Below are 25170 nucleotides of genomic sequence, written 5' to 3'. Positions count from 1 at the left end.
TTTATTTCATCATTCATGTTTTATTATTTAATGCTGCCGTAATCGGTTGCTGTGATCTCTGTTTCCGGAAATGTTGTACTGTCGCTGGACACTTCATATTCTCCGTTATACATTCGCTGTACCAGCTTCTGATAATCTTCTTTCGTAAAAGTACCATCCCACTGCGTGGTCTCTTCCGGAAGCTGTACATAATTTTCAGCCGGATCCGGGGATTCCATTCCAAGGTTTTCGATTTTTCCTACATATTTATCCCATTCATTATCCAGGATCGCATCCAGCACATTATCAATGGTAACCTGCAGACCTTTCATTGCAGAAGTCACAGTCAGGCCTTCTTTGTAATCGTCAATAGTTGCGGACTGGTCGGAGTCAACACCGATAACTTTTCCGCCGGTTTTAACTGCCGCCTCTGCCGCAGAAGTATAAATTCCTCCACCACAGGCAAATACAACTTCCACACCTTTTGATCCATACCAGGTATCCATGTAAGCCGTGATATCTGCGTCTCCATAGAACTGTCCGCCACATACATACTCAACCTGTACTTCATCTGTGATTCCAAGCTCTTTTGCAGCTGCATCTGCTCCCTGAACATATCCGTAGCCATAGCGGTTAACTGCCGGAACAGACATTCCGCCCAGAAATCCCAGATGGCGGTATCCAAGCATGACTGCCGCATAACCGGCCATAAATCCGGAAAGTTCTTCCTGATAAGTACAGCAGTATACGTTATCCTCATTGTAATAATCCGTTACATTATAGTGATCCGGATTGTAGTCATATCCTTCTCCGATACCCTTTTCGCAGATATCACCGGCACTTACATCCAGTGCCAGGAATTTCACCTCCGGGTACAGATCCGATTCATCGATCACAGTCGGTGCAAACACATAGCCGGAAAGCACAATTACATTCGCGCCATCTGCCACTGCCTGATCCACACTTGCTGTTCTGGCTTCATCCGAATCGCTCTGGGGTTTGTAATAGTTGAACTCAATGTCATTTTCCTTTCCCCATGCCTTACATGCTTCGTAAGTCATCTGATTGAAGCTCTGGTCTGTGATATCACCGGAGTCTGTTACCATTGCTACTTTCATTTTCTCTTCTGAAGCATCCGCCGCATTTTTGTTCTGTGTGCTTCCACATCCTGCAAGCGATCCAGTCATCGCCGCCGATAATAATACTGCCATTATTTTCCGTTTCATTATGGCATCTCCTTTCATGATTTTTGTTCTGTCTTCCGCATTTGTTAGGCCAAAGTATAAGTGACATTGGTCCTTTTTCATAGGACACATGTCTTTTTTTAATGGTCCTTTCTATATTTCGTTGGTTATTTATAATTTGTTATCTTTCTTTTTGGTTATTTTATACAATTTCTCTGCATCTATTTTCCTGCTGCATTATGTTTTCGGGCACAAAAAAAGGACTGCACCTCAATACAGTCCATTCCTTTCATTCTTTACATACATCCACCCAGCCCTCAGCTCCGGAAATCTGTTCCAACTCTTCGATGGAAAGCTTCACAGCACTGTGATCATCTCCTGCTGCCGGATAAACAATGTCAAACTGCCGCAGGCTCTCATCCAGATATACATTCACGCCTTCGTTGATCCCGAACGGGCAAACGCCTCCAGGTGCATGTCCAATCTGGCTTTCTACCTCATCAAATGGTATCATTTTCGCTTTTACATGAAAGGTATCCTTATATTTCCGGTTATCGATCCTGGCAGTTCCTTCCGTCAGGATCAGCACCGGCTGGTCATCCTGAAGAAACGACATGGTCTTTGCGATCATCCCCGGTTCCACGCCCAGAGCCTGGGCCGCCTCCACAACGGTCGCCGTAGAATCTTCCAGTCGGATCACATGATCCAGCATTCCTTTGTTTTTCAGATATTCTTCTGCTTTTTCCAGTGACATTTCCTGTACCTCCAAAATATCTATTTTATGTCAAAAATCCCTTACAAGACCCGTTCATACATCTTGTATTCCGTCCAGCCGGTATCCTCATAAAACATATCTTTTGCCTGGACAAAACGAAATCCACATCCTGTATAGAGTCTCTCCGCAGCTGTATTGGTACCCAGGATATCCAGCCTTACCTTTTTTTCTTTTCCGTTTTTGCCAGTTTCAGGATTTCCTCCATGAAATACCCGCCGATGCCTTTACCCTGCCTGGAAGGAGAAACAGCCAGTGCATGGGGCACAAGAATTTCATTTTCTCCACATTCAATGCTCCAGGTCACGCCTGCATATCCTTCATTACAGGCACTGTTCAGGATCACGCTTGCACAAAGCCCACCCCCTTCTTCCAGTACAAAAAGTTCTCCTCTGTCAAGGCTTTCCTGTAAAAAAGAATCTGTGGGATAAATTCCTTTCTTCCATCCGATCTTATCATTCTAGTCACTCATCTCATCGATAAGATCCCAGTAAAACTGTTTTATCCTGTGAAAATCTTCCAGGTTTGCTTTCTTAAATAACATCGTTCATTCTTCCTTACATTATAGTCCAGTTTATTCATAAGATATAATGATTTTCTTACAATGCTCACAACGATAAGCATCAATCCGGTCACCATATATCATTTTTGACAGGCCTTTTTCTGTATTTAACCGTATGGACTCTCCCCTGGTTCTCCATTCCATTCCGGAAGTCAAGCGGATATTCGCAATCCGCTTCGCTACTTGCTCATAACCAAATAACTGCTCCGCAGTTTATCAGGAGGAGCTTGCACTCCTCCTGATACAAGCAAGTCCCCACCTACTGCTTATTGCTTTTCGCAATTGAAGCAGGGGACTTACTTGATTTGGTTAAAAGAATGAATCTGGCCTTCACTCATCTCTTTTCCGCAATAAGGACATTTCATCTTAACTTCCTCTGCATCCAGATCTTTTTCAAGGCACACAAGCTGGATATCCGGAATCCCGTTAAACGTACATTTTACAATCCCTGTTTCCTCATATCCAAGCTTCTGGTACAGCTTTCTTGCCCGGGTATTCCGTGCATTGGTATCCATTCGCAGTGAACTGCATCCGCAACGTCTGGCATAATCTTCATAGAATGCCACAAATTTTTTTCCATAGCCTTTATTCTTCTTTGAAGGTTCTACAGCCAGACAATGCAGCACCATAACTTCACTGTCCTCTGCTTCTACTCTCCACCGGGCATATTTATATTCCTCAACCTGGATCTGATTGATGATTGCCGCTGCCACAACTTCATTTTTCTCTTTCATAACGAACAGATCATTCCGGCTCAAAGCATCTTCTGCTGTCCTTCTCACCGGATATACATTCCGGATCCATCCGATCACAGCTCTTCCATTTTCTTCCTCATCATGAATATGTTCATAAATTCTCTCGATATCGTCAATATCTGTTTCTTTTGCTTTTAATATTTCCATTATCCTGTCTTTATCCTTTCTTCTGATCTGATCCAGCAGAGCCAGGGCCGCTTTCCTGCCTGCTCAGACACTCTTTAAGCTCAGCCAAAATTTTTGCCTCCTCAAGAGGTTTGGTAAGATGCTGGTTCATCCCGGAAATACGGCTGTTAATGATATCCTCAGAAAATGCATTGGCGCTCATGGCAATGATCGGTATTGTTCCGGCATCTGTTCTCTTCATGGAACGGATCTTGCGTGCCGCATCCCAGCCATTCATATTTGGCATCATAATATCCATGAAAATCACATCATAATACCCCGGCTGCGCTTTTTCAAATTTTTTCACTGCTTCTTCCCCATCAGCCGCACACTCTACGCGGATTCCGTTATTTTCCAGCATAAATTTTGCAATTTCCATGTTCAGTTCATTATCTTCCGCTATCAGGGCGCGCATTCCCTCAAAAGACATTTCCTGCCTGGTTCCGTTATCTGTTTTTGAAATTTCGTTTTTTTCCGGCTGTCCGATCTTAAACGGAAGTGTCATTGTTACAGTTGTCCCACTGCCCTTTTTACTTTTTATCTCAATGGTACCTTCCATTCTTTCTACAATCTTCTTAGCAATCGCAAGGCCAAGCCCCGCACCTTCGTATTTGGTTCTGCTGGTTTCATTTTCCTGAGAAAACATCTCAAATGCATGGCTTATAAACTCTTCACTCATGCCGATTCCGTTATCCTCGCATACAAATTCATACATCACATGACTGTCATCCACAGATTTTTCCCAACACCATACATGTATCGTGCCTCCTGGTTCTGTAAATTTCACCGCATTATCCGCAACTATCGTCAGAAGTCGCTCCAAATAAGCCGGGTTTCCTACCAGATATACATGCTTTAAATTTCCTTTTTTCCAGTCCACCACATAATCAATATTTTTTTCTTCCGCCAGAATCTGCTTATCGGTATTTGCTCTGCTTAACACCTCTGTGAGATCAAAATCCAGTTCCTGTTCAATAATATCTCCGGATTCCAGTTTACTCATATCCAGTATATTGCTTACAAGAGAAACCAGATGTTTGGAGGATTCCAGAACCTGATCTCTGCATTTTTGCTGCATTTCAAGATCATTTGGATAATGGTTTGCAAGATCGATCATACCGATGATCCCGTTCATTGGTGTACGGATATCATGACTCATGTTTGACAAAAACCTGGATTTAAGAGCTGCATCTTTTTTCGCTTCCGCCACCTGATACAGAAGCGATGCTTCCCGTTTCTTTGCCGCACTGATACTTCGGATCGCACAGAGCACATGTGTCAGATTTCCATCTGTGTCCCTCTTTTTTTCAATAAAACGAAGTTTATGCCAGTTTCCATCCTTCATCCGGTATTCCATGGCAATGGTTTCTTCATTCTTCATTCGTTCCGGCAGCGTAGAAATATCTGTAAATTTAAAAAATGCCTCCTGATATTCCTCCGCAATATATTGTCTGTATACTTTTTTATTATTGACTGACAGAACACCGGAGTTTATAAAATTCAACTGTTCTTTATCTTTGTTTGAAATTTCTTCAAACCAGTCCGCCTGGATATCAATTCTTGATATATACTGATATGTTTTTGCAATGGAAGATATGATCTCGTTTCTCAGTTCCGCTTCCTCCAGTGCTTTCTCCAGTCGTTTCTGTGTCGCTTTTTCCTTATAAAGAATACTGTCTATACTGCGATATCCTAAAAATATGGTAAATGTTTTCTCATCGCTTTTTCCCTGTACCGCATAGGCTTCATAATATTTATTTTTTTCTGTTTCTGAAACGCTCTGGTAATGATAGGTAATCTTTTCCGTATTACAAAGCCTTCTCTTCATATTTCTGCAGGTATGCCAGTTCAGGAATTCTTCTCTGTCCTGTTCTAAAATAAAGGAATCCGCATATTCTTTCGCATAATCATCAAAATTGGCAAATGTTTTGTCTTTCCTGTCCGCCAGTTTTCTGGCATTTGTATTTTCAGCAAGACGGAGAATCTCAAATTTTCCGGAATTAAGTTCTATCCGATACAGGGAAACGTACTCCGGAAATAGTTTTCTTATGATAAATTCTTCATCTCTTAGCGGGTCCTGTATCTCGTCATCTGGATTTCTGTCCTTATCCCATGCCTGGATCAGTCCGGAACAGAATCCGCTCTTCCCGATAGGTGTGATTGTCACATGATATTTTTTTCCTTTTCGAATCACCATTTCACTGGACCTGTTCTCATATGCCGCCCCATAACAGGCGTATAACCACTTCTCATCAATTTTCGGGAACAGATCCAGAAAGGACCGATCGATCATCGCTTCCAGCCTGTAGTCTTTTATATCTGCAAAGGCCTGATTACAGTAACGGTAGATCCAGTCCACCGGCTGTCCTTTATCGTCCAGCACAAGTTCCAGCACGCAATATCCTACAGAACTATGGTCAAAAATATTCAGGTTAAATTGTTCTTTATATGACGGCATGGCATCACCTCCCTGATGATGTTGATTATTTTTTTATCAGATAAGAATATTTTCGAATCTGATAACGCAACAATTCCCTAATTCGATTACAGATTTCTTCAGAATATATCCCCGCAACGGAATCCAGAATGGCATTTACATCCTCAATGTTGAAATTAAAATCTATCTGGGTTCCATATAATTCTTCTGCTGCCTCAAGCTGAATGTCAAAATCCATGCTAAAAGGTTTTGATTCTATTTTTTCCAGGCAAGCCTCGTAGGATAATTCTAGTGGATAGTCCACACTGGTATCTGCAAATATGCAAAGTCCCTGGTCAAATAAAGGGCTGAGCGAATATCGCTGTGTTTTTTCATTATAGATCACAGCAATATTATTGGTATGTCTGTCCTCATTTACAAAAAAAGCATCAATCTCCAACATTGCCGTAATATACTTGCCAAAACCTTCAATCTCAGTTATACGTTCAACCTGTTCTACCATATACTGAATTCTTTCCGTAACTTCTTCAAAATCAGTCAGCCTTATAGCCAGGCTTTCCCCCATATATTGGCGATACAATTTCTCAACTGGAATCAGAATTTCATTCTTTTTTAAAAAATCCTCACTAACACAACCAGATATAACCTGCTCTTTATATTCGATCTGAACGGGCTCATATCTTACAAACGGATAGCTCAATTCACTTCTGTCCAGAAGCTTCGAAACAAGTACCTCTGCCAGGCTCTCATATCCCATATAATCCGCCTTATACCACAGATTATCAATCTTCCATTTACGTTGATCACCTTTTGATGTATGGCCTGTCTTGTGTAAAGGAGAATATTTATCAATTTCAACTTTATCCATAAAAATCATCTCTCCTTTTTTACCATTATGATCCATTGGTGATCCCCTTCCATATATCCATCTGTTTTTTCAATAATCAGAAGTGGATCGTAAAAAGGAATTCTCATATCTCTCAGGATTTCTTTTGCATGATCGCGTGTCCTGGGAAAACATCTGTCCTCCAGAAAATACTCAAAATCATTCCAGCTTGGATTATCCACAACTCCAAATGCTCTTAATGGTATCTGATCCGTATAATTTTTAATATAAATTTTTTCGTGTAAAAAATCTATATCTATCATCGTGCACAGATAATCCCTGTTCATAAAATACATCCTCATTTTTACATCTGGATCTTCACTGAAATTATGCACACGTTTTATCTGACTGTAGATCGTCTGTCTGGATACATGGTACTTTTTTGCAATTTCTGTAATCTTCACACCCTGCTTCTGCAACGCAAGGATATTCGCAAGCTGTGGATCTGTAAAAGAATTCTTTCTGCCGACAGGACTCCTGTTTGCAGAATTTCCTTTTTTTCTGTAGCATGCTGCATCTTCTGCGATTCGCCTTAATTCTTTAGCATCTGTTGTACCAAAAATCTCTCTGATCTGTTCCGTTAAGTCTGGTTCTTTTACTTTCATATAACCACCTCAGTTTGACTATAACATGCAAAAGAAAGAAGTGTCAAGTTTTTATTTCTTGACACTTCTTTCTTACGCAAATATTAGCTCTGTCATGTTTTATCAACCATATTCCTTTTGACTTTTCCTGAAATTTATGATACCGTTAGTTAGTAGAATCTAACAGCAAATCAATATCAAGGAGACGTTGCTATGACCCCTGAAGAATATAAAAAACTTTCTGTCAAAGAATTTACGCAGGCAGCCAAAATCTATGACAGCGGCCATGCCGGTATTTACGAAATGTGCAAAGACGATTATCCTCCGATCCTGGCCGAACTGGAAAAAGAGCCTTTCTGCGATGTCCTGGACTGTGGCTGTGGAACCGGCCCGATGATCGAACTTCTTCATGAGAAATATCCGGACAAACACTACACCGGCCTGGATCTTACTCCTGAGATGATCCATGTGGCTCAGGCCAAGAATCTCTCCAACACGGAATTTCTTGTAGGTGACAGTGAAAATCTGCCCTTTGAGACGGATTCTTTTGACGCCGTTATCTGTGCAAACAGCTTTCATCACTATCCAAATCCCCAGGACTTTTTTAACAGTACCTACCGTGTCCTGCGTAAAGGCGGCCGCCTGATCCTGCGTGACTATACTTCCTCCAACTTTGTTGTCTGGCTTATGAATCATCTGGAGATGCCCCTGGCTAATCTGTTCGGACACGGCGATGTAAAGATACACAAACCTGCAGAATTCATCGCCATGGCAGAAAAAGCCGGCTTCACCGTACTGACTATGGAAAAGCAGAAAGGCTTCCGCGCACATCTTGTTGCGAGGAAATGATCTATATATTTCCCAGAAAATCCCGGATCACTTTTACATAATCATCCGCTTTCAAAATCGTAGAGCGATGTCCGCCTGAAACATACTGGATGACAGGATCATGCATCAGCTGTATAAGGTCTTTCTGCATCTTTCCGGAAAAGAAATCCTGGTCTGGAAGTATCAGAAGTATTTTTCCCTTAAGCATCCTAAAATCCGTTTCCGTAACCGGCGTCTGCTTCATCAGATCAGCCAGCAGACCAGAAATATGCACATCTTTTTCTTTGGTATAATCTTTGAAAATGGTTTCAAACATATCTTTGGCATATGCAAGTTCTTCCTTGCTCTCGTTCCGGCTATGTCCCATTCCGACTTTGATCAGTTTCGGTTTCAGTTTCTCATAATTACAATGCTTCATATAAAACAGCATCAGCGGTGCCAAAAAATACTTTTTCCTGAGACTTTTTATCGTCTCTGCAACCATACCGCCATCACTTGCACCTATAAAAACCGGCTCTTTGATCCCAAGCTTTTCAAAAAAACCGTGCAAACTCTATTTTTTACAGCTCTTATCTATTCTGTCTCTGACTTATTTTTTTCCATACAGAATGCCCATTCCACTTATCATCCACGGTGTTGTCACAAAACCTGGAATGAACCCCAGCTTCTTCTCCAGGTTTCCTATGTAATGTACTTCTGAGATTCCTTCTGCTTTTAATATGCGGACAAATTCATCCATATCTCCGTACAATGCTTTCTGAGAAAACATATCCTGGAAGGAAAAAACTCCACCTTTTTTTACTACTCTGAGCGCTTCTTTTACCACATCTCTCTTGTCTTTTGCAGAGCGCACTTCATGAAATACAAAGTTGCTCACTGCAGCATCAAACGTTCCGTCCGGAAAATCCAGTTTTGCAGCATCACCTTTCCAGAAAGTGATCTGATCTGCAACTCCCTCGATCCGCGCATTTCTCTCACACTGCTCTTTTGCATAACTCCATTCTACTCCCCAGTAATCCACTGCGGTGATCCTGGCCTCAGGAAACGCTTTTGCACAGCGAACTGTAAGTGCAGCAGCTCCGCATCCGATATCCAGAAGCTTCCCTTCTCCGTTCCATTTAAGATGATCCACAAGATGCTCATGGACTCCTGCCATCATATTGCCTTTTCCAAATGCGAAAATTTCATGGCAGATCAGCATGTAGACTGCATAGAGCAGTGACAGTATGCAGAGCGCCCCCAGCACTATAGCAATCACCGGCTTATGCAACACAGCCTTCGCTGCTACAGTAATTACAAGAAAGACTGCTGCCAGCCCAAACATCAGATACAGCATTTTCTCTGGTACCCAGTTTCCATAATTTGTTTTTTCTTTCATGCTTCTTACCTCCAATTCCCACATATTCCGTCATTTTTTCAGTTCCTCTCAAATCCAAGAAATCTGGTTCCCTGAAAACTTAATTCACCAACATCTCCCTCTGCCATCTGACCATATTCCTTTCCTGCGACAGACAGCTCCATCCGGTCACCGCTTTTTACTTCAAAAGTCACATAGTAACTGGTTGATGTAGTGGTGCTGAAACCATCAGACTGCTGATTATGGAAAACCTTCGTTCGCTTTGCAACAATCTTAGCAGTGACCGTTAACCTGGGAGAATTGTTATTTTTATTCCATGTGCTGATATTTTTCACAAAAATATAAACCATCGTTCCTAAGACACAGAAAAATATAATTGCAAATAAAATATTAAATACCTGGTCAAGTCCATAAAACATAATTTCTTCCCCCTTTATCTGCCCAGAGATTCTTTTATTATATCGGCGTTCCTACCTCGATCAGATTTCCATCATTATCCAATATCATATCCAAGCCAAACAGATCATGATAAAACTGTTTCGATTTTTCGATATCTTTTACTACTATCAAAACGTTTTTTAATTTCATAGACACTCCTCCAACTCTTATTGATTGAAGTTTACCACACTATAATGTTCTATACAACTAACATATTTACTGTCAGTCACTTCATCTTCTGAATTCTTTCGGAGTACTCGGATGTCTGAGAAAATTTCAAAAACATGACACTGATGAATAACACCACAATTTCCACCACCGGCATTACCATCCACAAGCTGTTTCCTCCGAACAGTACCGAAAAAAGCAGAATCACCATACCAATAGCAGATGCAAGTGCAGCTCCGCCGAGATCACAGCCGTTCCAACCGTTCATTGATCGTAAGATATTCTATAAACTTCCTGGTTGCCGGAGTCAGCTTTGTTCTGTCTTTCATTACCAGTCCAATTTCTCTGAAATATGGATTTCTGAATGATCGGATCGCGATCTGGTATGGAATCCGTTTCAGGATCATATCTGGAAGCACTCCGATCCCCAGTCCCCGCTCCACCATTGACATGATGGCATAATCTTCCCATGTGGTAAAACGGATATTGGGATGTGCATGGTTCTTCTCCAGCAATTCGGATACCTCCGTTTTTCCTCCGTGCTTTATCTTCGGATCTATTTTGTCAGTTATCCCTTTCTGCTGCTTTATGATTTTGGTTCTGCGATCCTCAGAGCCTGCGGCAACAGCCGTTATCCCTTTCTTGCTCTCACTCTGTCGGGAATTGTAAATGTGTTTCTAAATATTATATTTGTGGTATTCTTTAAGCTTGGCGTTTCCGGAGTTGCCGCTGCTACAGTTCTGTCCACCATGCTTTCTGCGCTCCTTCTGATCTGCCGCCTGAAAAAGGATACTTCTTCTTTTCCATTTGCACTTCATAAATGTGATCTTTATTCCGGATCTGTAAGTGCAATTCTTAAAGTGGGAATCCCTTCGGCCATCCAGGGTGCTGTATTCTGCTTTGCCAATATCTTTGTACAGGCCTCTGTGAACAGCTTTGGCTCTTCTGCAATTGCAGGCAGTACCATTGCCATGAACTTTGAATATTTTACCTATTACGTGATTACTGCTTTCGATCAGACAGCTACCACCTTTACCAGCCAGAATTACTCTGCCGGGCAGCTTTACCGATGCAGAAAAATCCTGCGGATATGTCTGGTCTTCTCTATTGTGAGCAGTCTGATCCTTATTGAACCACTTGTCATATTCCGGAATTTTTTTTCAGGATTTTTTTCTGCAGATCAAACAGTGATACAAAATGCCTGCCTTCGTATCCTGTGCATTCTTTTTTTCGAACCGCTGTGCAACCTGTACGAGATCCCGGCAGGCGTATTAAGAGGTACCGGACATTCCCTGTACCCGGCTGTTGCTACTATTATTGGAAACTGCTGTTTTCGCATTGTATGGATCTGTACGGTTTTCAGACATTATCATCAGTTAAATATTCTGTATTATGCGTTCCCGATTTCATGGGTGTTAACGATAATCCTTATTACAATCGGATTCATTGCAAAAAAGCCAGGTAAGACGTTTTGACTTATCTGGCTTTGAAGTATCATATTCTTCCGTGCGTAAAGAGGACATTCGCAATCCGCTTCGCGACCTGTGTTCAGGATGTTATCTCATTTCCACAATTTCCCTTCTTTATAATGTTTTCTGCAAAGCGCCACATAGCTCTCATTTGATCCCAACATGATCTGGGCACCTTCCCGCACAATCTTTCCGTTGGAATATCGGGTATTGCACTGTGCACGCTTCCCGCACCAGCAGACAGTGGGAACTTCTTCGATAACATCTGCTATTTCCATCAGTCGCCTGGAACCGGGAAACAGGTGGTTCAAAAAGTCTGTACGAAGGCCATAGCAGAGAACCGGAATCTCATAAAAATCCACAATATCTGATAATGTATCGACTTCTTCCGGGGAAAGAAACTGTGCTTCATCCACCAGAATGGCATTTACTTTTTTTCCGTGATACAGATATTCTGCTTTCCTGGTATCCCATAATTCCGAAATTTTTTTCATAAAATCGTCCACATATTCAGCCGGAGCCGCCAGACCTATGCGGGACTGGATCTCGTGCTCTCCATCTCTGTTATCTGTTCTTGGTTTCAGCAACACCGCATACTGACCACGTTCTTCATAATTATAACGAACCATCAGAATATTGGCAGATTTCGAGCTTCCCATCGCCCCGTATCGGAAATATAGTTTTGCCATTTTTTGTTTCTCCTTTATTACTCATACTGCTCAGGTCTTCGAAGGGATAAATAATCCAGACTGCTTCTGACTTTTTTTACCTCCTGCAGATCAATATCACACACCAGTAACTGCTCCCTGTCATCTGCTTTTGCAAGGACTTTCCCTCTTGGATCGATCACGATGGATTCCCCGGCAAACTGCATTTTATCTTCTGTTCCGACACGGTTGCACATGGCAATGAAAACCTGGTTCTGCATGGCCTGAACCCGCATTTCCCATTCAAACATTTCCATTGGCTCTGCTTTTGTATTTGCAGTCGGGACTATGATCAGGTCTGCACCTTTTTTTGCACAGGTACGGATGCTTTCCGGCATATGTCTGTCAAAACAGATTACAATGCCGATCTTTCCAAATGGTGTGGCAAAAACTTTAAAGCCGTCCTCCGCCGGTGTATAATAATCCTGCTCATAAAAATTTTCATTCTGTGCGATGTGGACCATTTTTGCAGTATCTCGGATTTTTCCTTCCGGGGAGATCCAAAGAGAAGTATCGTATCTGGCTCCTTCTGATTCCAGATAGACATTTGGTGATAAATAATATCGATGCTCCCTGGCTTTCTGGCACAATCTTACCAGTGCATCATTATCCATATCTATACAGTAATGATCCACACATATATTGTGATACTGCGGAAAAAACGGTGTCAGCTGTATTTCCGGAAAAAAGACCAGATCACAGTTTTCTGCCATATCACAGTATTTCAGGCTTTTATCAAGATTCTCGGATATTTCCTTTCCCATACTCATCTGTACAAGTGCAATTTTCATTTACCGTTCCCCTTCACATCCTTCATTTTTTCCAAAAGTTTGCTATAAACATGCTCCACAAACCACGGTTCTGTAGATCTCTCCAATGCTTCTTCCGGTGAAAACCAGGCTACGCCGCTGTTTTCGTCTGCTTTTATGGAAACCGCTTCTTCCGGGTCTGCCTCAAGGAAATATGTGATATTAAAGTGCAAATGGCTGGATACGTATTTTCCTTTTTTCACATGACCATCTACAGTCAGGGATTCCATGGAAAAAATCTCCTCGGACACCGGATGAACATTGGAGATTCCGGCTTCTTCCTTTACCTCCCGGATCGCAACAGACAGAAGATCCGTCTCCCCATCCGCATGTCCTCCAAGCCAGGACCAGGAGTTGTAAATATTGTGATATACCATAAGAACTCTGGTTCGCTCCCTGTTCACAACCCAGGCGGAAGCCGTCATATGGGCTACTGTATTTTCTCTGGAAAAAGCATTCTCATTATTTCTGATCCAGTCCAGGATCAGACGTTTGTCTTTTTCTTCCTGCTCATTATAAGGCTTGTATTCTTCTATCTGATCAGTCAATTCCTGACAGTTCATTCTTATCCTTCCCTTTCTGCTTTATTAGCACAGTCTAAATATAGCACTGATAAATCCCGCATCCTGCACTTAACCATAGGCAAATAATCGCTTTGCTTATCTGGATAATCTCATATACAAAAGCGGATACGGATTCCCTTCCTCATCATGATCCGTTCTTTTATAAGTCTGAAATCCCATATGCTCATAAAAGCCGACTGCCTGGGGATTCTGTTCGTTTACGGTGAGTTCCTGAATGTTATAAGTTTCAATACCGTACTGAAGCAGCTGCTTTCCAAGCCCTTTTCCTCTGACCTCCGGAGAAAGGAAGAGCATTTCCAGCCGATTACTGTCAATTCCCATAAATGCAACAGGCTCTCCGAATTCTTTTTCCGCAATGATCAGATATTCTACATTTTCTATTGCCATGGGAACGTATTCCCTGATCTTGATGATCTCTTCTTCCGAAAGAAAATCATGGGTTGCCCGTACAGAACTTTCCCAAACATTTAATAACTGCCGGATCAGTTGCTGAGTTCTCTCCTGAACCTGAACGATCTTTTTTTCCATCTATTTATCCTCTCGTTTATCTTATATCAAACTGATATCAGTATACCATAAAAAAGCCAGAGCAGCCTCCTCAATTTCGGAAGCTGCCCTGTCCCATTTTATACTTTTACGCTCCACATATTTCTGTATTTTCTGAAATAAAAAATACTCATAAGAATACTCAAAACCTCACCAGCTGTAATGGACATCCATACTCCATCCATGCCAAAGATCCCTGGCAGTATCAGTACCGGCGCGATCATGAAAATGACAGTTCGGCAGAAAGATAAGATCGCAGATGTTTTTCCATCGTTTAATGCAGTGAACCAGCCGGATGCAAATACGTTGTAGGCCATCATCAGGAAGCTGGTTGCCACGATCCGGAATCCATACAGTGCGATCGTCTCCACCTGGGCGTTGTTTTTTGCAAAAAAATCTACTACAGCACCGCCTGCCAGATAACTTAACTTGTGTATCCAAAAAATATCTCCTCTCTTATATATCTTCCATCTTACTCAGTAAGATATCCGCAAATTTATTCTGTACTGTAATAACAGTTTCCACATCTCTGTCATCCAGCATTCCTATGACTTCTTCCTCATACTGAAACAGCGGCTGAACCAGATTTCTGGCAAAACGTTCTCCACTTTCTGTCAGTGATATGATCTTTTCTCTTTTGTTCTGTGGATTAACCTGCATCCAGATATATCCTGCATTTAACTGTTTCTTAATAAGGCTGTTAACAGAAGTCTTAGGTGCTCCCAGTTTCATACTTAACTCTTTCTGTGTGATCTCCCTGTTTTCCTTCTGAAAAATTTCATAAAACATCATCATTTCATATAAAGTTAATTTATGTTTCGTAGCCCATACATCATATACCTGATCTATTTTCTGTGCTGATTCATAGATCCGGTCAATTTTTTCCCGGTTCGTCAATGATATTTACCTCCATAAAAAATAGTACGATTTCGTACCGTTAGATATTAGTTCGAAATCGTACTATTGTCAATAGCAATTTATAAAATTTAAGAATTATTTCACTCCGCACTCCGGCTCTTTCCCAAAAGCAGAATTCCCACCAGCAAAAATACAGGGAAAATAACCCCTGCCAGGATTCCTTTTTTCAGGTTGTCTGATAATATCCCGGACACAAATCCAACTAAAGTCGGACCTCCGGAGCATCCTACATCTCCGGCCAGTGCAAGAAGCGCAAACAGGGATGTACCTCCTCTTCGCAGTGCCATGGATGCCTTGCTGAAGCTTCCCGGCCACATGATTCCCACGGAAAATCCGCAGATGGAACAGCCGATCAGTGACACAAATGCAGATGGTGCAAGGGAAATGCAGAGATAGGAAATAATGCAGAGAATGCTGCTGCCGATCATAAATTTGTCCAGATCCATCCTGTCTCCGAATTTTCCATAAAAGGCTCTGGAACTTCCCATCAGGATCGCAAATGCCATAGGACCTGCAAGGTCTCCGATGGTCTTGGTTACTCCCAGTCCCTGCTCCGCAAATGTTGAAGCCCACTGGCTGACACCCTGTTCACTTGCACCGGCACACAGCATCATTAACATCAGGATCCAGAATGTCTTATTCCTGCATAATTCTCTTATTGTCATTCCTGTCTCGCCCTCTTCGATCAGAGTTGCGATAGGAACTTTTGTAAATGTAATACCATTTACAATAGGAACAATCGCCCAGATCAGTGCCATGATCTTCCAGTTTTCAATTCCAAATATACGGAAAAAGATCGTGGAAAGCAGGACCACTGCCACATGACCCCAGCAGTAAAAGGAATGCAGAAGGCTCATTGCCTTTTCTTTATTATCACTTGGGCAGCTCTCCACAATAGGGCTGATCAGCACTTCGATCAATCCGCCGCCTACTGCATAGATCACTACGGAAATAAATAATCCCGCAAATGCATTAGGCAAAAGATCCGGCAGGATCACCAGGCAGATCAGTCCTGCCGCTGAAAATACATGAGCCAGAACAATGGAAATCCGGTAGCCGATCCGGTCTACAAATTTTGCAGACAGAAGATCAATGAGCAGCTGGATCCCGAAATTGAATGTGATCAGCATTGTGATCTGGCTCAGTGGAATATGGTAGCTTTTTTCAAATGTCAGAAAAAGCAGCGGCACAAAGTTATTTACGATTGCCTGCACGATGTAACCCACAAAACAGGCATATACCGTTTTCTGATATTTGTCTTTCATCAGAAATCCTCCTCCATATTATTGTAATTCCTTTTCAATCTTTTGTATTATATCACCACATTTTAAAATTGTAATTGCACTTTTCTTTCATTTTATAGTACAATATCACTATATATAACAGAAAGGAATTCTGTAATCTCATGCAGAACATTCATACAAACAGCAATCTGCAGGAAACCACAAAACACGGCGGGCCTGATTTTCCTTTGGAATTTTATATAGATGATACCCGGAAATTTTATAATAACGATATCAACTGGCACTGGCATAAGGAATTTGAGATCATCTGCGTTTCAGAGGGTACTGTTACCTGCCAGGTTGAGCAGAAAACCTATACCTTACATTCCGGCGAAGGAATTTTTATCAACAGTGGTATGCTGCATCATTTCACAGCCGAAAACTATGGCGTCATGCCTAATATTGTATTTTCCCCCACTTTTCTTGCTCCAGGTGAAAGTCTTATTTACAAAAAATATATTCTGCCATTAGAAAATGCCATGCTTCCCTGCGTTATTTTCAAGCAGCAAACATGGCAAAAACATATTCTGGATCTCTGCGGTCAATTGTTTCTTAATCTGGCCTCACCGGAAAGACAGGAGCTTCTCATTCATAACCTTTTAAGTGAAATCTGGCTTATTATGACAGAGCATCTTTCCCCGGAACAGCTTACTCCCAGATCAAGTGTTCTGCCTTCACACTCTGAACGCATGATTCCAATAATGCTCGAGTATATCCAGACACACTACGCCGCCCCAATATCACTGACAGATATTGCAGCTGCCGCGAATATCAGTCCCAACACCGCTTTACGCTATTTCCGGGAAAATATCGGAATATCCCCGGTCGAGTATCTTATTCAATATCGTATCAGCATCGCCTGCAAAATATTAAGGGAAAGCTCTGACAAAATAGCCAGCGTTTCTGTCAGAGTCGGATATGACAATGTCAGTTATTTTTGCAGGATCTTTAAAAAACTTGTAGGAAAATCTCCCTCTCAATATCGAACTGAAGCGAAATCATCCGTTAATTTTTCCGGCAAATTTTCCTGAGATACTTCCGGGTACGAGCCTTGCACCGATATTCATCGCCTTTGTTAATATCCCTCATTTAACCGGACAATATTCTTTAATTCTTTTCCGTTCAGATATCGTTCCAGATTTTCCATGCAAATGTTCCAGATCATATCCTGAACTTCTGCGTTTCCTCCGAAACTTGGGCCTGCGATGTGTGGGGTGAGAATAACCTGGTCCATTTCCCACAGCGGAGAATCGAACGGAAGTGGTTCTGTCTCAAATACATCCAGGACTGCGCCTTTTAAGTGGTCCTCCTGTAATGCCCGGATCAGGTCTTCTGTTGGAATAAGGCTTCCTCTTCCTACATTGATTAGAACTGCATCTTTTTTCATGGAATGCAGACGGTCGTAATTCAGAAGTCCTTTTGTTTCCAAAGTTCCCGGAAGGCAGCCGATCACAATGTCCGCCTGTGGCAGTTTATCATCCAGTGCTGTCAGATCATATACCTCATCAAAGTCTTTCAGCTGCTGCGAATGTTCTGAGACTGCTGTTCTTTTTATTCCAGTCACATGGGTTTCAAATGCTTGCATTCTGTGAGCGATGTTTTTTCCGATGTCACCGGTTCCCAGGATAAGAACATTTTTTCCATATATGGTGTCTGATGATCTATTCTGTACCCAGAGACATTCCTGCTTGTTTTTCCAGTAAACAGGAAGTCCTCGATACAGGGCAATGATGTTCCCGATCACATATTCCGATATAATTTTTCCGAAAGCTCCGGAAGCATTGGTCAATGTAATAGTTTCCGGGAATATTTTCATTTTTGTATATTTGTCTGCGCCAGCCCAGGTCAGCTGGATCCAATGGAGATTTTCGGCTTTCCGAAGTTCCGATTCTTCCGGTTCTCCGATCACAACCTCTGCTGTTGTAATGGAGTCCCTGGTTTCATTTTCTTCAAAAACAAACTCACATTTCTTTCCGAATTTTGTTATAAACCTGTTTCGGATTTCCGGTTCACACTGTGGCTTTATCAGAATTTTTATTTTCTTCTCTGTATTTTCCATGATGTTCTTCTCCGCAGGCGATTTTCAGGATTCGTTTACCAGTTTTCCGGTCATATGCTCCGGTTTCAGCTCCAGGCAGAGAACTGCAGGACCGGAATGTTTCAGTTCATGTTCCACGTATGCTTTATCATCCGTGAATTTTTTGCATAAATTTGTGCAGATTTCCACGACCTTTTCCGGTTCTTCCACTATACGGAGGCGTCCAAACACAATCACACTTCGAATGTTTAGTGCCCATTCTCCTTCCTTTCGATATCCCTCGTCCATAACACAGAATGAAACTTTGTCACAATTTTTGATGGCATCAATCTTATGACCAGATTTTGCTCCGTGGAAATAGATTTTTCCATCTTTCTCGTTATACCAGTGGGTCATAGGCATTCCATAGGGATATCCATCCTCTCCCTGCACGGAAAGCACGCCTCTTGGTTCTTTTTTCAGGATTTCGATACATTCTTCTTTGGTTAATTCCTGTTTGGATCTTCTCATTTTTCGAAACATAAGCTAGTCCTCCTCTTGCCCTGTATTAGTCTATTTTCTGTCTGCTATGACTGTTTTTTCGTTATCTTTACTTTACTATCTTTCAAAAATAACTTTATATGTTCCCAGCACCTGTCTGCATGGAATTTTTGCTGCATTTTCTGCTGTAAATGTATCTCTGGGATAGGTCGTTTCCGGCTCTTGTGGATAGGCTGGAAGGGTTTTTCCGATGCTGACACCATGGGCATCCTTTTCAGTAAACTTCCACTGAAATGTGCAGTCACAGAATTCTTTATTCTCGGCGATCGTCTCCGGCTTTTTTAATTCCGGTGTTTCTTTCAGGAAATAACATCCCGCATTGTCTTTTTCTACCGGTGTGTTAAATTCCAGATAACCATTACTGTTGTCCTGGATCTCTGCATTGATTCTGAGAACCGGACGCAGAGAAACAAATCCCTCCGGAATGATCGCCCTGATCCTGTCCTGCTCAATGCCATAGGCCATTACGTATTGTTCTACCTGCATGAATTTTTCCCCTTGTTACTTATTCCATGTTCCATGGCTGTTTTTTGTTATATTCTATTTCCAGCTCTTCCGCCAGATATCCATCACTCATACAATGCATATCTGAAATTCCCTCACTTATCAACTGATACAGCTGTGAATGATAAAAAATACCCAATGCTGTTTCAACAGAAATCCCCATTTTTTCTGCAAATAATTCTACTATCCGTACATATTTCTTTTGTAACAAAATCGGATTAGCATTCATACTTCAAAACTCCTCTCATAATGAAGATGCTCCAAAGACTCCTCTGTGCGAAAACAGATTTGCATATTCGGCTTTTCATACTTCAGTCTGCTAATTGCCTCATTTTTGTCAATCAACTGATCAAAATATAGTTCAACCGTATTGAACACTTTATCATTGGCACTCCGCCCATAACAATATCATAATCTGAATCATCCTTTTCTCTTCTGCAATTCATAATAAAATCCAGCCATTCTTCAGAATAAGAATCGAATTTCAAAATTTTCAGATTTTCCTGTGCGTTTTCTTCAAACTCAAAGGTTGTAACAATCCCTTGTTTACCGCGCCGTTTGAATTTTCCACACCATTTCACAGCCTGGTCTCTGAGAGGTGTCACATAAAATCCTTTACCAAAATCAACATCTGACCGGGAATGTTTTAAATCTGGATTTTTCACTTCAAGCCATGAGCCATGATATACTATCATTACAAAACACCTCTCTCTTTCATAACCTCAATAATATCATCCACAATATATTCTTTCCCCTGGGTATGAAGTATCTCATATTCCGGAATGATGTAATCATTCAAAATATCACTTTTTTCTGTCAGCGCATCATATACCTTTTCTGCACTTACACCCAGTTTTGCTGCTATATTTTCAATACAAAATATCGCAAACTCCAGTTCTCTTGACTTTTCTATGTTTTGTTTCATCATTCCCAAGGCCTCCTGTATCAGATATCAACACCCAAACAACTTCGCAGTTTTCTCCATCCTCTCTGCGATCGGCACTCCAAACGGGCAGCGGGTTTCGCATTCCTGGCAGCCGATGCATTCGGAGGCTTTGTGCTCCAGAAGTTCATAGTGGGATCTTATGGTTGCGGGGACTTCCGGCTGCATGGTGGCAAGATCGTAGAATTTATTGATCATGGCAATGTCCAGTTCTGCCGCACATGGCTTGCAGTGTCCACAGTAGGTGCACTCTCCTTTATAGGAATGGAACGGTGCATTGGCGATCACAGACGCGTAATCTTTTTCTCCCTCCGTTGCTGTTTCATATGCTACGGCATCATTGACCTGCTCTTTTGTATCGTAGCCGCACATGATGGAACAGACTGCAGGCCTTGTAAGTGCGTAATGGATGCACTGTACCGGTGTCAGGCTTACACCGAAAGGAGAACGTTTTTCGTCAAAAAGTCTTCCGCCTGCAAAGCCCTTCATAACTGTGATTCCCACATCATTTTCCTCGCATGCTTTGTACAGGCGGGCACGGTCTGCATCGATTCCCTTCAGACTGCTGTCAAACTCTTCTGCAAACATGGTATCAATGTTCTCACTTGCAGGAAGCATGTCAAACGCAGGATTGATGCTGAAAAGGATCATCTCCACATAGCCGGATTCTGCCGCTTTCTTCGCCACTTTCGGATTATGGGAGCTCATACCGATATGACGGATCACACCTGTTCTCTTCAGTTCCATTACGTAATCCATATATTCAGACTGCTGAAGATCATCCCATTCTTCCTCAGAATCTACGTAATGGATCATTCCAAGATCAATATAATCCGTCTGGAGTCTTTTTAAAAGATCTTCGAATGCAGGACGCACATACTCCATCTCTCTGGTACGGTAATATTGCTCATCCTTCCAGGTTGATCCGATATGTCCCTGGATAAACCATTTGTCACGGTTCTCCTTAATTCCCTCCCCAATGATATTTCTGGATTTCGGGTCCGGCATCCAACAGTCCAGGATATTGATTCCTTTTGAAGATGCATAATGGATCAGCTCAATACTTTCCTCCTCCGGATGGCGCTCCAGCCATTCTCCTCCAAAACCGATCTCACTGACCTGAAGCTCTGTTTTTCCTAATCTTCTTGTTTTCATTACTTTTTCCTCCTGATCTATTCTATAATTATACTCTTAAATATCTCTGCTGCCTTACTGAATACCGCATGCTTTTTCCATACCAGAGCCTGTCTGGTAGGAAGCTGGGGTTCCAGCGGAAGAAAACATACTTCCGGATCCAGTTCCGGTGCCAGCATCTCTCTGGTTGTCAGAAAATACCCTAACCCCTGCTGTACAAAAGAAATGGGGCTTCCATGAACCACATTATAGGTTGCCGCAATATTTAAGTCCTCCACATCCATTTCTGCCCAGTGCGCAATCTCATTCTGAAGACCAATTCTCTGATGCATGATGAGAGGCATTGTCCTGATATCTTCTTTTGTTATCACTTTTCCGCTGGAAAATGGATCGTCTTTCTTTGCAAGGATTCCCCATTGTGAAATCTCTTTCAGGGAAAAAAAATCGTATTTCACATTGTCAATGGGCTGCAGCATAACTGCAAAATCCAGTGTTCCATGGTTCAATCGCTCCGACACGTCTGTGGCATCTCCACTGTAAAAATGAAACTTCACATCCGGATATCGTTCCCGAAGCTTCGCAGCTGCCCCAAGAACCGATGGCGGCGTACCTCCACCCATATAAATATCTCCGATGACATCTTCCGTATCTGAGCTGATTTCCTGCTGGGTCTTCTCCACCAGTTCCAGGATTTCTTCTGCCCGCTTGCGCAAAAGAACCCCCTCCTCTGTCAGAGTGATCTTCCGTTTTCCACGGATCAGAAGTTTTTTCCCCAGTTTCTTCTCCAGTTCCATCAGTTGCTTTGACAGAGAAGGCTGTGCAATATGCAGGCTCTCTGCTGCCCTTGTGATATTCTCTTCCCTTGCCACTGCCAGAAAATAACGTAATTCACGAACTTCCATAAGCATCTTCCTATCATTCTTATTAGCTATATAATATCATAGTTAATAGGTATTTGCTATTATTTTTCAAGGATATATACTGTATATGGTATGAGGCAAAAAAGCTTCTGTTTGCATTATCATTTTACTAAAATCAATGAGGTGTTCTTTATGAAATCAAAAAAACAGACCGCAAAGCTGGATATCCTGAACGGTTCTATCTGGAATAAGATTCCTCTGTACGCTCTCCCTGTAGCAGCAACCGGAATTCTGGAACAGCTGTTTAACGCATCGGATATTGCGATCGTAGGAAATTTTGCCAGCACAGACCGTACTGTTGCCATTGCTGCGGTAGGTGCCAACAGCCCTGTGATCGGCGTGATCCTGAATCTTTTCATCGGTCTCTCCCTGGGAACCAATGTTGTCATTGCCAATGCTATCGGGAGAAAAGATGAGCATGAAGTCCAGAAAGCTGTGCACACTTCCGTTCTGGCCGCTTTTCTGGCAGGTATCCTGACTACTTTGCTTGGAGAATGGCTGATCGGAAATTTCTTAAATCTGCTTAATGTTCCGGCAGATGTTTTTCCATATGCACTTTTGTATATCCGTATTTATCTTCTGGGATTGCCTGTGATCTTTCTCTTTAATTTTGAGGCTGCTATTTTCCGCAGTACCGGCGATACCAGGACACCTCTTCTGGCCCTGTTCTGCGGCGGTGTATTGAATGTGCTTTTGAATCTCTTTTTTGTAATCGTCCTTGGAATGAATGTGAACGGAGTTGCCACAGCCACAGTGATCGCCAATATTGTCAGCTCCTCCATTCTTTTTATCAAACTGACAAAAACAGAGAAATGGGTACATCTTGACTTACATAAACTATCCATTGACAGAGCCTGTCTCCTGAAGATCCTGCGGATCGGACTTCCTGCCGGAATCCAGAGTGCCGTATTTAATATCGCCAATCTGGTGATCCAGTCTGCTATCAACAGTCTTGGAACTCTTGTGATCGCAGCATCCAGTGCAGCCTTCAATATTGAGATCCTGGTATATTATGTATTTAATTCATTCAGCCAGGCCTGCACAACATTCGTGGGACAGAATTATGGCGCAAAGCAGATCCGGCGATGCAAAAAAGTTCTGCTGTTATGTGTAGCCGAAGGTCTGGTAACAACTGCTGCAGCTGCCATCCTGATCCTCTCCAGCGGAAAATTCCTGCTCTCCCTGTTTAACAGTGATCCCCAGGTTATTGACATCGGTTATACCCGTCTGGTCATTATCTTTTCCGCATACATTTTCAGTCTGCTCTATGAGATCATGTCCGGCTATCTCCGGGGTTTCGGGATTTCTTTTGTCCCGGCACTGCTTACAACCATCGGTGTCTGCGGAACCAGGATTGCATGGGTATATGCCGTATTCCCGAACCACCGCAGTTTTTCCAGCCTGATGATGGTTTATCCTGTCAGCCTGTCCACAACGGCGTTGCTTATTCTCATCACAGTGCTTGTTTATCATCCGGCCCGCAGATACCAAAACAGGACCGACAGACATTAATCGTCTGCCGGCCCTGTTCTTTCTTAAACTTATACCATATCACTCCGCCGGATGATTCCAATCCCAATGGCATACGGGCCTGTATGCACACCGATGGTAGCTCCGATCCGGTGAATGGGAACTGTCTCTGTTGTTCCGAATTTTTCTTCCAGGCTCTGCATCAGCATTTTCTGGAAGCTCTCCGCTTCTTCATATCCATAGCAGTAACCAATGACCAGGGAACAGTTCTCTGGAGTATACCCGTTCTCTTCCATGTAATCAAGAAGCAGGTCAATGGTTCCTGCCATAGATTTTTTTCTGCCCCTTTTCAGCCCCGGTGAATAAATCTCACCGTCCTTTAAGGTAATCAGCGGTTTCACATTGAGAAGCTTACCTGCAATGCTGGCAACCTTTCCAATGCGTCCGCCGTGCTCCAGATATTCCAGATTTCCTACCGTAAAAAAGATCCTCTGGGTATCTGTCAGCTGGTTCATTCTTTCAATGCTGTCTTTCAGAGTATAACCCAGGTCACGAAGTCTGCAGGCTTCCAGCACATAAAGCCCCTGCATCAACGTACAGGCCAGAGAGTCAATGATCTTCACCTGAATGTCCGGATACTTCTCTGCAAGCATCTTTGCTGCGATCTCTGCGGACTGCATGGAGGAACTAAGCTTGGTGGAAATACAGATACAAAGGATATCTTTTCCCTCTTTTGCCTTTTCTTTAAAAACTTCATAATAATCATTTGGAGACGGTGCCGCTGTCAGCGGAAAAACATTGGACTCCGCCACCATTTTCCCGTAAAAATCCTCCAGACGGATTTCTACACCTTCTTTTTTATATTCTTTTCCGTCAAAAGAAACCAGGAAATGCACCTCGCCGATTTCTTTTTCTTTCACGATCTCTTCCGGCAGATCGCAGGAACCGTCACTTACAATAGTAAAATATTTTTCCATAAAAACCCTCTTCACACGATAATAATGTTAATTCTTTTATTATAATCATTTTGACAATTTCTGTCCATGTAAAACTATAACACTTACACGACAAACGCATGAATGGTTAGCAACTGCAAATTCTATTTTTTTCTACTTTTTAAGCTTCTAAAAGCTCTTCTAAATACTTAATTGGACGCAAACTTACTACGAACCTTTTCTTTCTCATTGACA

32 protein-coding genes and 3 pseudogenes are annotated in these 25170 nt (G+C 42.2%); 5 read left to right on the top strand and 30 right to left on the bottom strand.

Annotated elements, in window-relative coordinates; genetic code table 11:
• Window positions 1–23: 23 nt before the first annotated feature.
• From G5B12_RS14475 to G5B12_RS14445, 8 genes are all read right to left on the bottom strand, one after another.
• Complete coding sequence (locus G5B12_RS14475; protein WP_174088623.1) at window positions 24–1205, bottom strand: BMP family lipoprotein; 1182 nt, start codon at window positions 1203–1205, stop codon at window positions 24–26.
• Between the two features lie 247 nt (window positions 1206–1452).
• The gene (locus G5B12_RS14470; protein WP_021976110.1) at window positions 1453–1917 is read right to left on the bottom strand and encodes a YbaK/EbsC family protein; all 465 of its coding nucleotides are present in this window, start codon (window positions 1915–1917) and stop codon (window positions 1453–1455) included.
• A gap of 178 nt (window positions 1918–2095) precedes the next feature.
• Window positions 2096–2368 (bottom strand): GNAT family N-acetyltransferase, encoded by a 273-nt coding sequence (locus G5B12_RS14465; RefSeq protein ID WP_330597739.1) that lies wholly within the window; start codon window positions 2366–2368, stop codon window positions 2096–2098.
• A gap of 141 nt (window positions 2369–2509) precedes the next feature.
• Window positions 2510–2641 (bottom strand): PF20097 family protein, encoded by a 132-nt coding sequence (locus G5B12_RS18550; RefSeq protein WP_442859964.1) that lies wholly within the window; start codon window positions 2639–2641, stop codon window positions 2510–2512.
• 152 nt (window positions 2642–2793) lie between these two features.
• Window positions 2794–3399 carry a GNAT family N-acetyltransferase gene (locus tag G5B12_RS14460; RefSeq protein WP_118071671.1) on the bottom strand — a complete coding sequence of 202 codons (606 nt, stop codon included), beginning with the start codon at window positions 3397–3399 and terminating at the stop codon, window positions 2794–2796.
• 10 nt (window positions 3400–3409) lie between these two features.
• Window positions 3410–5875, bottom strand: a complete 2466-nt coding sequence (locus G5B12_RS14455; RefSeq protein ID WP_174088621.1) for a hybrid sensor histidine kinase/response regulator — start codon at window positions 5873–5875, stop codon at window positions 3410–3412.
• A gap of 25 nt (window positions 5876–5900) precedes the next feature.
• Window positions 5901–6722, bottom strand: coding sequence for a hypothetical protein (locus G5B12_RS14450; protein WP_174088619.1), 822 nt, complete (start codon window positions 6720–6722; stop codon window positions 5901–5903).
• A 5-nt stretch (window positions 6723–6727) separates the two neighbouring features.
• Entirely contained in the window at window positions 6728–7345 is a 618-nt protein-coding gene (locus tag G5B12_RS14445; protein ID WP_174088617.1) for a helix-turn-helix domain-containing protein, read from the bottom strand.
• A gap of 192 nt (window positions 7346–7537) precedes the next feature.
• Here G5B12_RS14445 and G5B12_RS14440 point away from each other — a divergent pair, with 192 nt between their 5' ends.
• Window positions 7538–8173, top strand: a complete 636-nt coding sequence (locus G5B12_RS14440) for a class I SAM-dependent methyltransferase (RefSeq protein WP_118169987.1) — start codon at window positions 7538–7540, stop codon at window positions 8171–8173.
• Between the two features lies 1 nt (window position 8174).
• On the opposite strand, the gene G5B12_RS14435 is transcribed toward G5B12_RS14440, so the two are convergent.
• The 6 genes and pseudogenes from G5B12_RS14435 to G5B12_RS17250 form a co-directional block, all read right to left on the bottom strand.
• A complete protein-coding gene (locus G5B12_RS14435) occupies window positions 8175–8594 on the bottom strand; it encodes a hypothetical protein (protein WP_174088615.1) in 420 nt (139 codons plus the stop codon).
• Between the two features lie 147 nt (window positions 8595–8741).
• Entirely contained in the window at window positions 8742–9530 is a 789-nt protein-coding gene (locus G5B12_RS14430) for a class I SAM-dependent methyltransferase (RefSeq protein ID WP_174088613.1), read from the bottom strand.
• Window positions 9531–9568: 38 nt separating this feature from the next.
• Window positions 9569–9928: a DUF2500 domain-containing protein gene (locus G5B12_RS14425; protein WP_148448121.1), complete on the bottom strand. Its 360-nt coding sequence runs from the start codon at window positions 9926–9928 to the stop codon at window positions 9569–9571.
• Between the two features lie 58 nt (window positions 9929–9986).
• A pseudogene (locus G5B12_RS14420) lies at window positions 9987–10097 on the bottom strand (VOC family protein); the annotation flags it as partial.
• Between the two features lie 76 nt (window positions 10098–10173).
• A complete protein-coding gene (locus tag G5B12_RS14415; protein ID WP_174088611.1) occupies window positions 10174–10383 on the bottom strand; it encodes a hypothetical protein in 210 nt (69 codons plus the stop codon).
• On the bottom strand, window positions 10361–10630 hold the full coding sequence (locus tag G5B12_RS17250; RefSeq protein ID WP_180214449.1) for a LysR family transcriptional regulator substrate-binding protein: 270 nt from the start codon (window positions 10628–10630) through the stop codon (window positions 10361–10363). Before G5B12_RS17250 ends, G5B12_RS14415 begins: the two co-directional genes overlap by 23 nt.
• Here G5B12_RS17250 and G5B12_RS14405 point away from each other — a divergent pair.
• A complete protein-coding gene (locus G5B12_RS14405; RefSeq protein ID WP_330597738.1) occupies window positions 10607–11590 on the top strand; it encodes an MATE family efflux transporter in 984 nt (327 codons plus the stop codon). The genes G5B12_RS17250 and G5B12_RS14405 overlap by 24 nt on opposite strands.
• A gap of 86 nt (window positions 11591–11676) precedes the next feature.
• Here the strand turns inward: G5B12_RS14405 and G5B12_RS14400 are convergent, their stop codons facing one another.
• From G5B12_RS14400 to G5B12_RS14370, 7 genes are all read right to left on the bottom strand, one after another.
• Window positions 11677–12273 carry a thymidine kinase gene (locus G5B12_RS14400; protein ID WP_174088608.1) on the bottom strand — a complete coding sequence of 199 codons (597 nt, stop codon included), beginning with the start codon at window positions 12271–12273 and terminating at the stop codon, window positions 11677–11679.
• Between the two features lie 17 nt (window positions 12274–12290).
• A complete protein-coding gene (locus G5B12_RS14395; protein WP_118071669.1) occupies window positions 12291–13082 on the bottom strand; it encodes a carbon-nitrogen hydrolase family protein in 792 nt (263 codons plus the stop codon).
• Entirely contained in the window at window positions 13079–13663 is a 585-nt protein-coding gene (locus G5B12_RS14390; RefSeq protein WP_174088606.1) for an NUDIX hydrolase, read from the bottom strand. The genes G5B12_RS14395 and G5B12_RS14390 overlap by 4 nt, the downstream gene beginning before the upstream one ends.
• A 96-nt stretch (window positions 13664–13759) precedes the next feature.
• A complete protein-coding gene (locus tag G5B12_RS14385) occupies window positions 13760–14212 on the bottom strand; it encodes a GNAT family N-acetyltransferase (protein WP_174088604.1) in 453 nt (150 codons plus the stop codon).
• A 98-nt stretch (window positions 14213–14310) separates the two neighbouring features.
• On the bottom strand, window positions 14311–14601 hold the full coding sequence (locus tag G5B12_RS14380; protein ID WP_119247999.1) for a hypothetical protein: 291 nt from the start codon (window positions 14599–14601) through the stop codon (window positions 14311–14313).
• An 85-nt stretch (window positions 14602–14686) separates the two neighbouring features.
• Window positions 14687–15127, bottom strand: a complete 441-nt coding sequence (locus G5B12_RS14375; RefSeq protein WP_021976129.1) for a MarR family winged helix-turn-helix transcriptional regulator — start codon at window positions 15125–15127, stop codon at window positions 14687–14689.
• Between the two features lie 101 nt (window positions 15128–15228).
• Window positions 15229–16413 carry an MFS transporter gene (locus G5B12_RS14370; RefSeq protein ID WP_021976130.1) on the bottom strand — a complete coding sequence of 395 codons (1185 nt, stop codon included), beginning with the start codon at window positions 16411–16413 and terminating at the stop codon, window positions 15229–15231.
• Window positions 16414–16553: 140 nt separating this feature from the next.
• Here G5B12_RS14370 and G5B12_RS18545 point away from each other — a divergent pair.
• Together G5B12_RS18545 and G5B12_RS14365 are read left to right on the top strand one after the other, a co-directional pair.
• Window positions 16554–16802 (top strand): annotated as a pseudogene (locus tag G5B12_RS18545) (cupin domain-containing protein); the annotation flags it as partial.
• Between the two features lie 21 nt (window positions 16803–16823).
• Window positions 16824–17462, top strand: coding sequence for a helix-turn-helix domain-containing protein (locus G5B12_RS14365; protein ID WP_244096109.1), 639 nt, complete (start codon window positions 16824–16826; stop codon window positions 17460–17462).
• 44 nt (window positions 17463–17506) lie between these two features.
• Here the strand turns inward: G5B12_RS14365 and G5B12_RS14360 are convergent, their stop codons facing one another.
• From G5B12_RS14360 to G5B12_RS14325, 8 genes and pseudogenes are all read right to left on the bottom strand, one after another.
• On the bottom strand, window positions 17507–18490 hold the full coding sequence (locus G5B12_RS14360; protein WP_021976132.1) for a D-2-hydroxyacid dehydrogenase: 984 nt from the start codon (window positions 18488–18490) through the stop codon (window positions 17507–17509).
• 24 nt (window positions 18491–18514) lie between these two features.
• Complete coding sequence (locus G5B12_RS14355) at window positions 18515–18991, bottom strand: pyridoxamine 5'-phosphate oxidase family protein (protein WP_021976133.1); 477 nt, start codon at window positions 18989–18991, stop codon at window positions 18515–18517.
• 75 nt (window positions 18992–19066) lie between these two features.
• Window positions 19067–19495, bottom strand: a complete 429-nt coding sequence (locus G5B12_RS14350; RefSeq protein ID WP_021976134.1) for a hypothetical protein — start codon at window positions 19493–19495, stop codon at window positions 19067–19069.
• Window positions 19496–19514: 19 nt separating this feature from the next.
• Entirely contained in the window at window positions 19515–19742 is a 228-nt protein-coding gene (locus tag G5B12_RS14345; protein WP_021976135.1) for a DUF3791 domain-containing protein, read from the bottom strand.
• Window positions 19739–20208, bottom strand: a pseudogene (locus tag G5B12_RS14340) (DUF3990 domain-containing protein). Before G5B12_RS14340 ends, G5B12_RS14345 begins: the two are co-directional and overlap by 4 nt.
• Window positions 20208–20441 (bottom strand): DUF3791 domain-containing protein, encoded by a 234-nt coding sequence (locus G5B12_RS14335; RefSeq protein ID WP_021976137.1) that lies wholly within the window; start codon window positions 20439–20441, stop codon window positions 20208–20210. The pseudogene G5B12_RS14340 and the gene G5B12_RS14335 overlap by 1 nt, the downstream one beginning before the upstream one ends.
• A gap of 24 nt (window positions 20442–20465) precedes the next feature.
• The gene (locus G5B12_RS14330; protein WP_021976138.1) at window positions 20466–21611 is read right to left on the bottom strand and encodes an aldo/keto reductase; all 1146 of its coding nucleotides are present in this window, start codon (window positions 21609–21611) and stop codon (window positions 20466–20468) included.
• 17 nt (window positions 21612–21628) lie between these two features.
• Window positions 21629–22492, bottom strand: a complete 864-nt coding sequence (locus G5B12_RS14325; RefSeq protein WP_021976139.1) for a LysR family transcriptional regulator — start codon at window positions 22490–22492, stop codon at window positions 21629–21631.
• A gap of 150 nt (window positions 22493–22642) precedes the next feature.
• On the opposite strand from G5B12_RS14325, the gene G5B12_RS14320 reads away from it, so the two are divergent.
• Window positions 22643–24022 carry an MATE family efflux transporter gene (locus G5B12_RS14320; protein ID WP_021976140.1) on the top strand — a complete coding sequence of 460 codons (1380 nt, stop codon included), beginning with the start codon at window positions 22643–22645 and terminating at the stop codon, window positions 24020–24022.
• A gap of 29 nt (window positions 24023–24051) precedes the next feature.
• On the opposite strand, the gene G5B12_RS14315 is transcribed toward G5B12_RS14320, so the two are convergent.
• Window positions 24052–24957, bottom strand: a complete 906-nt coding sequence (locus tag G5B12_RS14315) for a DegV family protein (RefSeq protein ID WP_021976141.1) — start codon at window positions 24955–24957, stop codon at window positions 24052–24054.
• Between the last annotated feature and the right edge of the window lie 213 nt (window positions 24958–25170).

Source organism: Blautia sp. MSK.20.85 (genome assembly GCF_013317245.1).
Lineage (GTDB): Bacteria > Bacillota > Clostridia > Lachnospirales > Lachnospiraceae > Blautia_A.
Note: the sequence above shows the minus strand (reverse complement) of the source record. Positions and strands in the feature narration are given on the sequence as shown.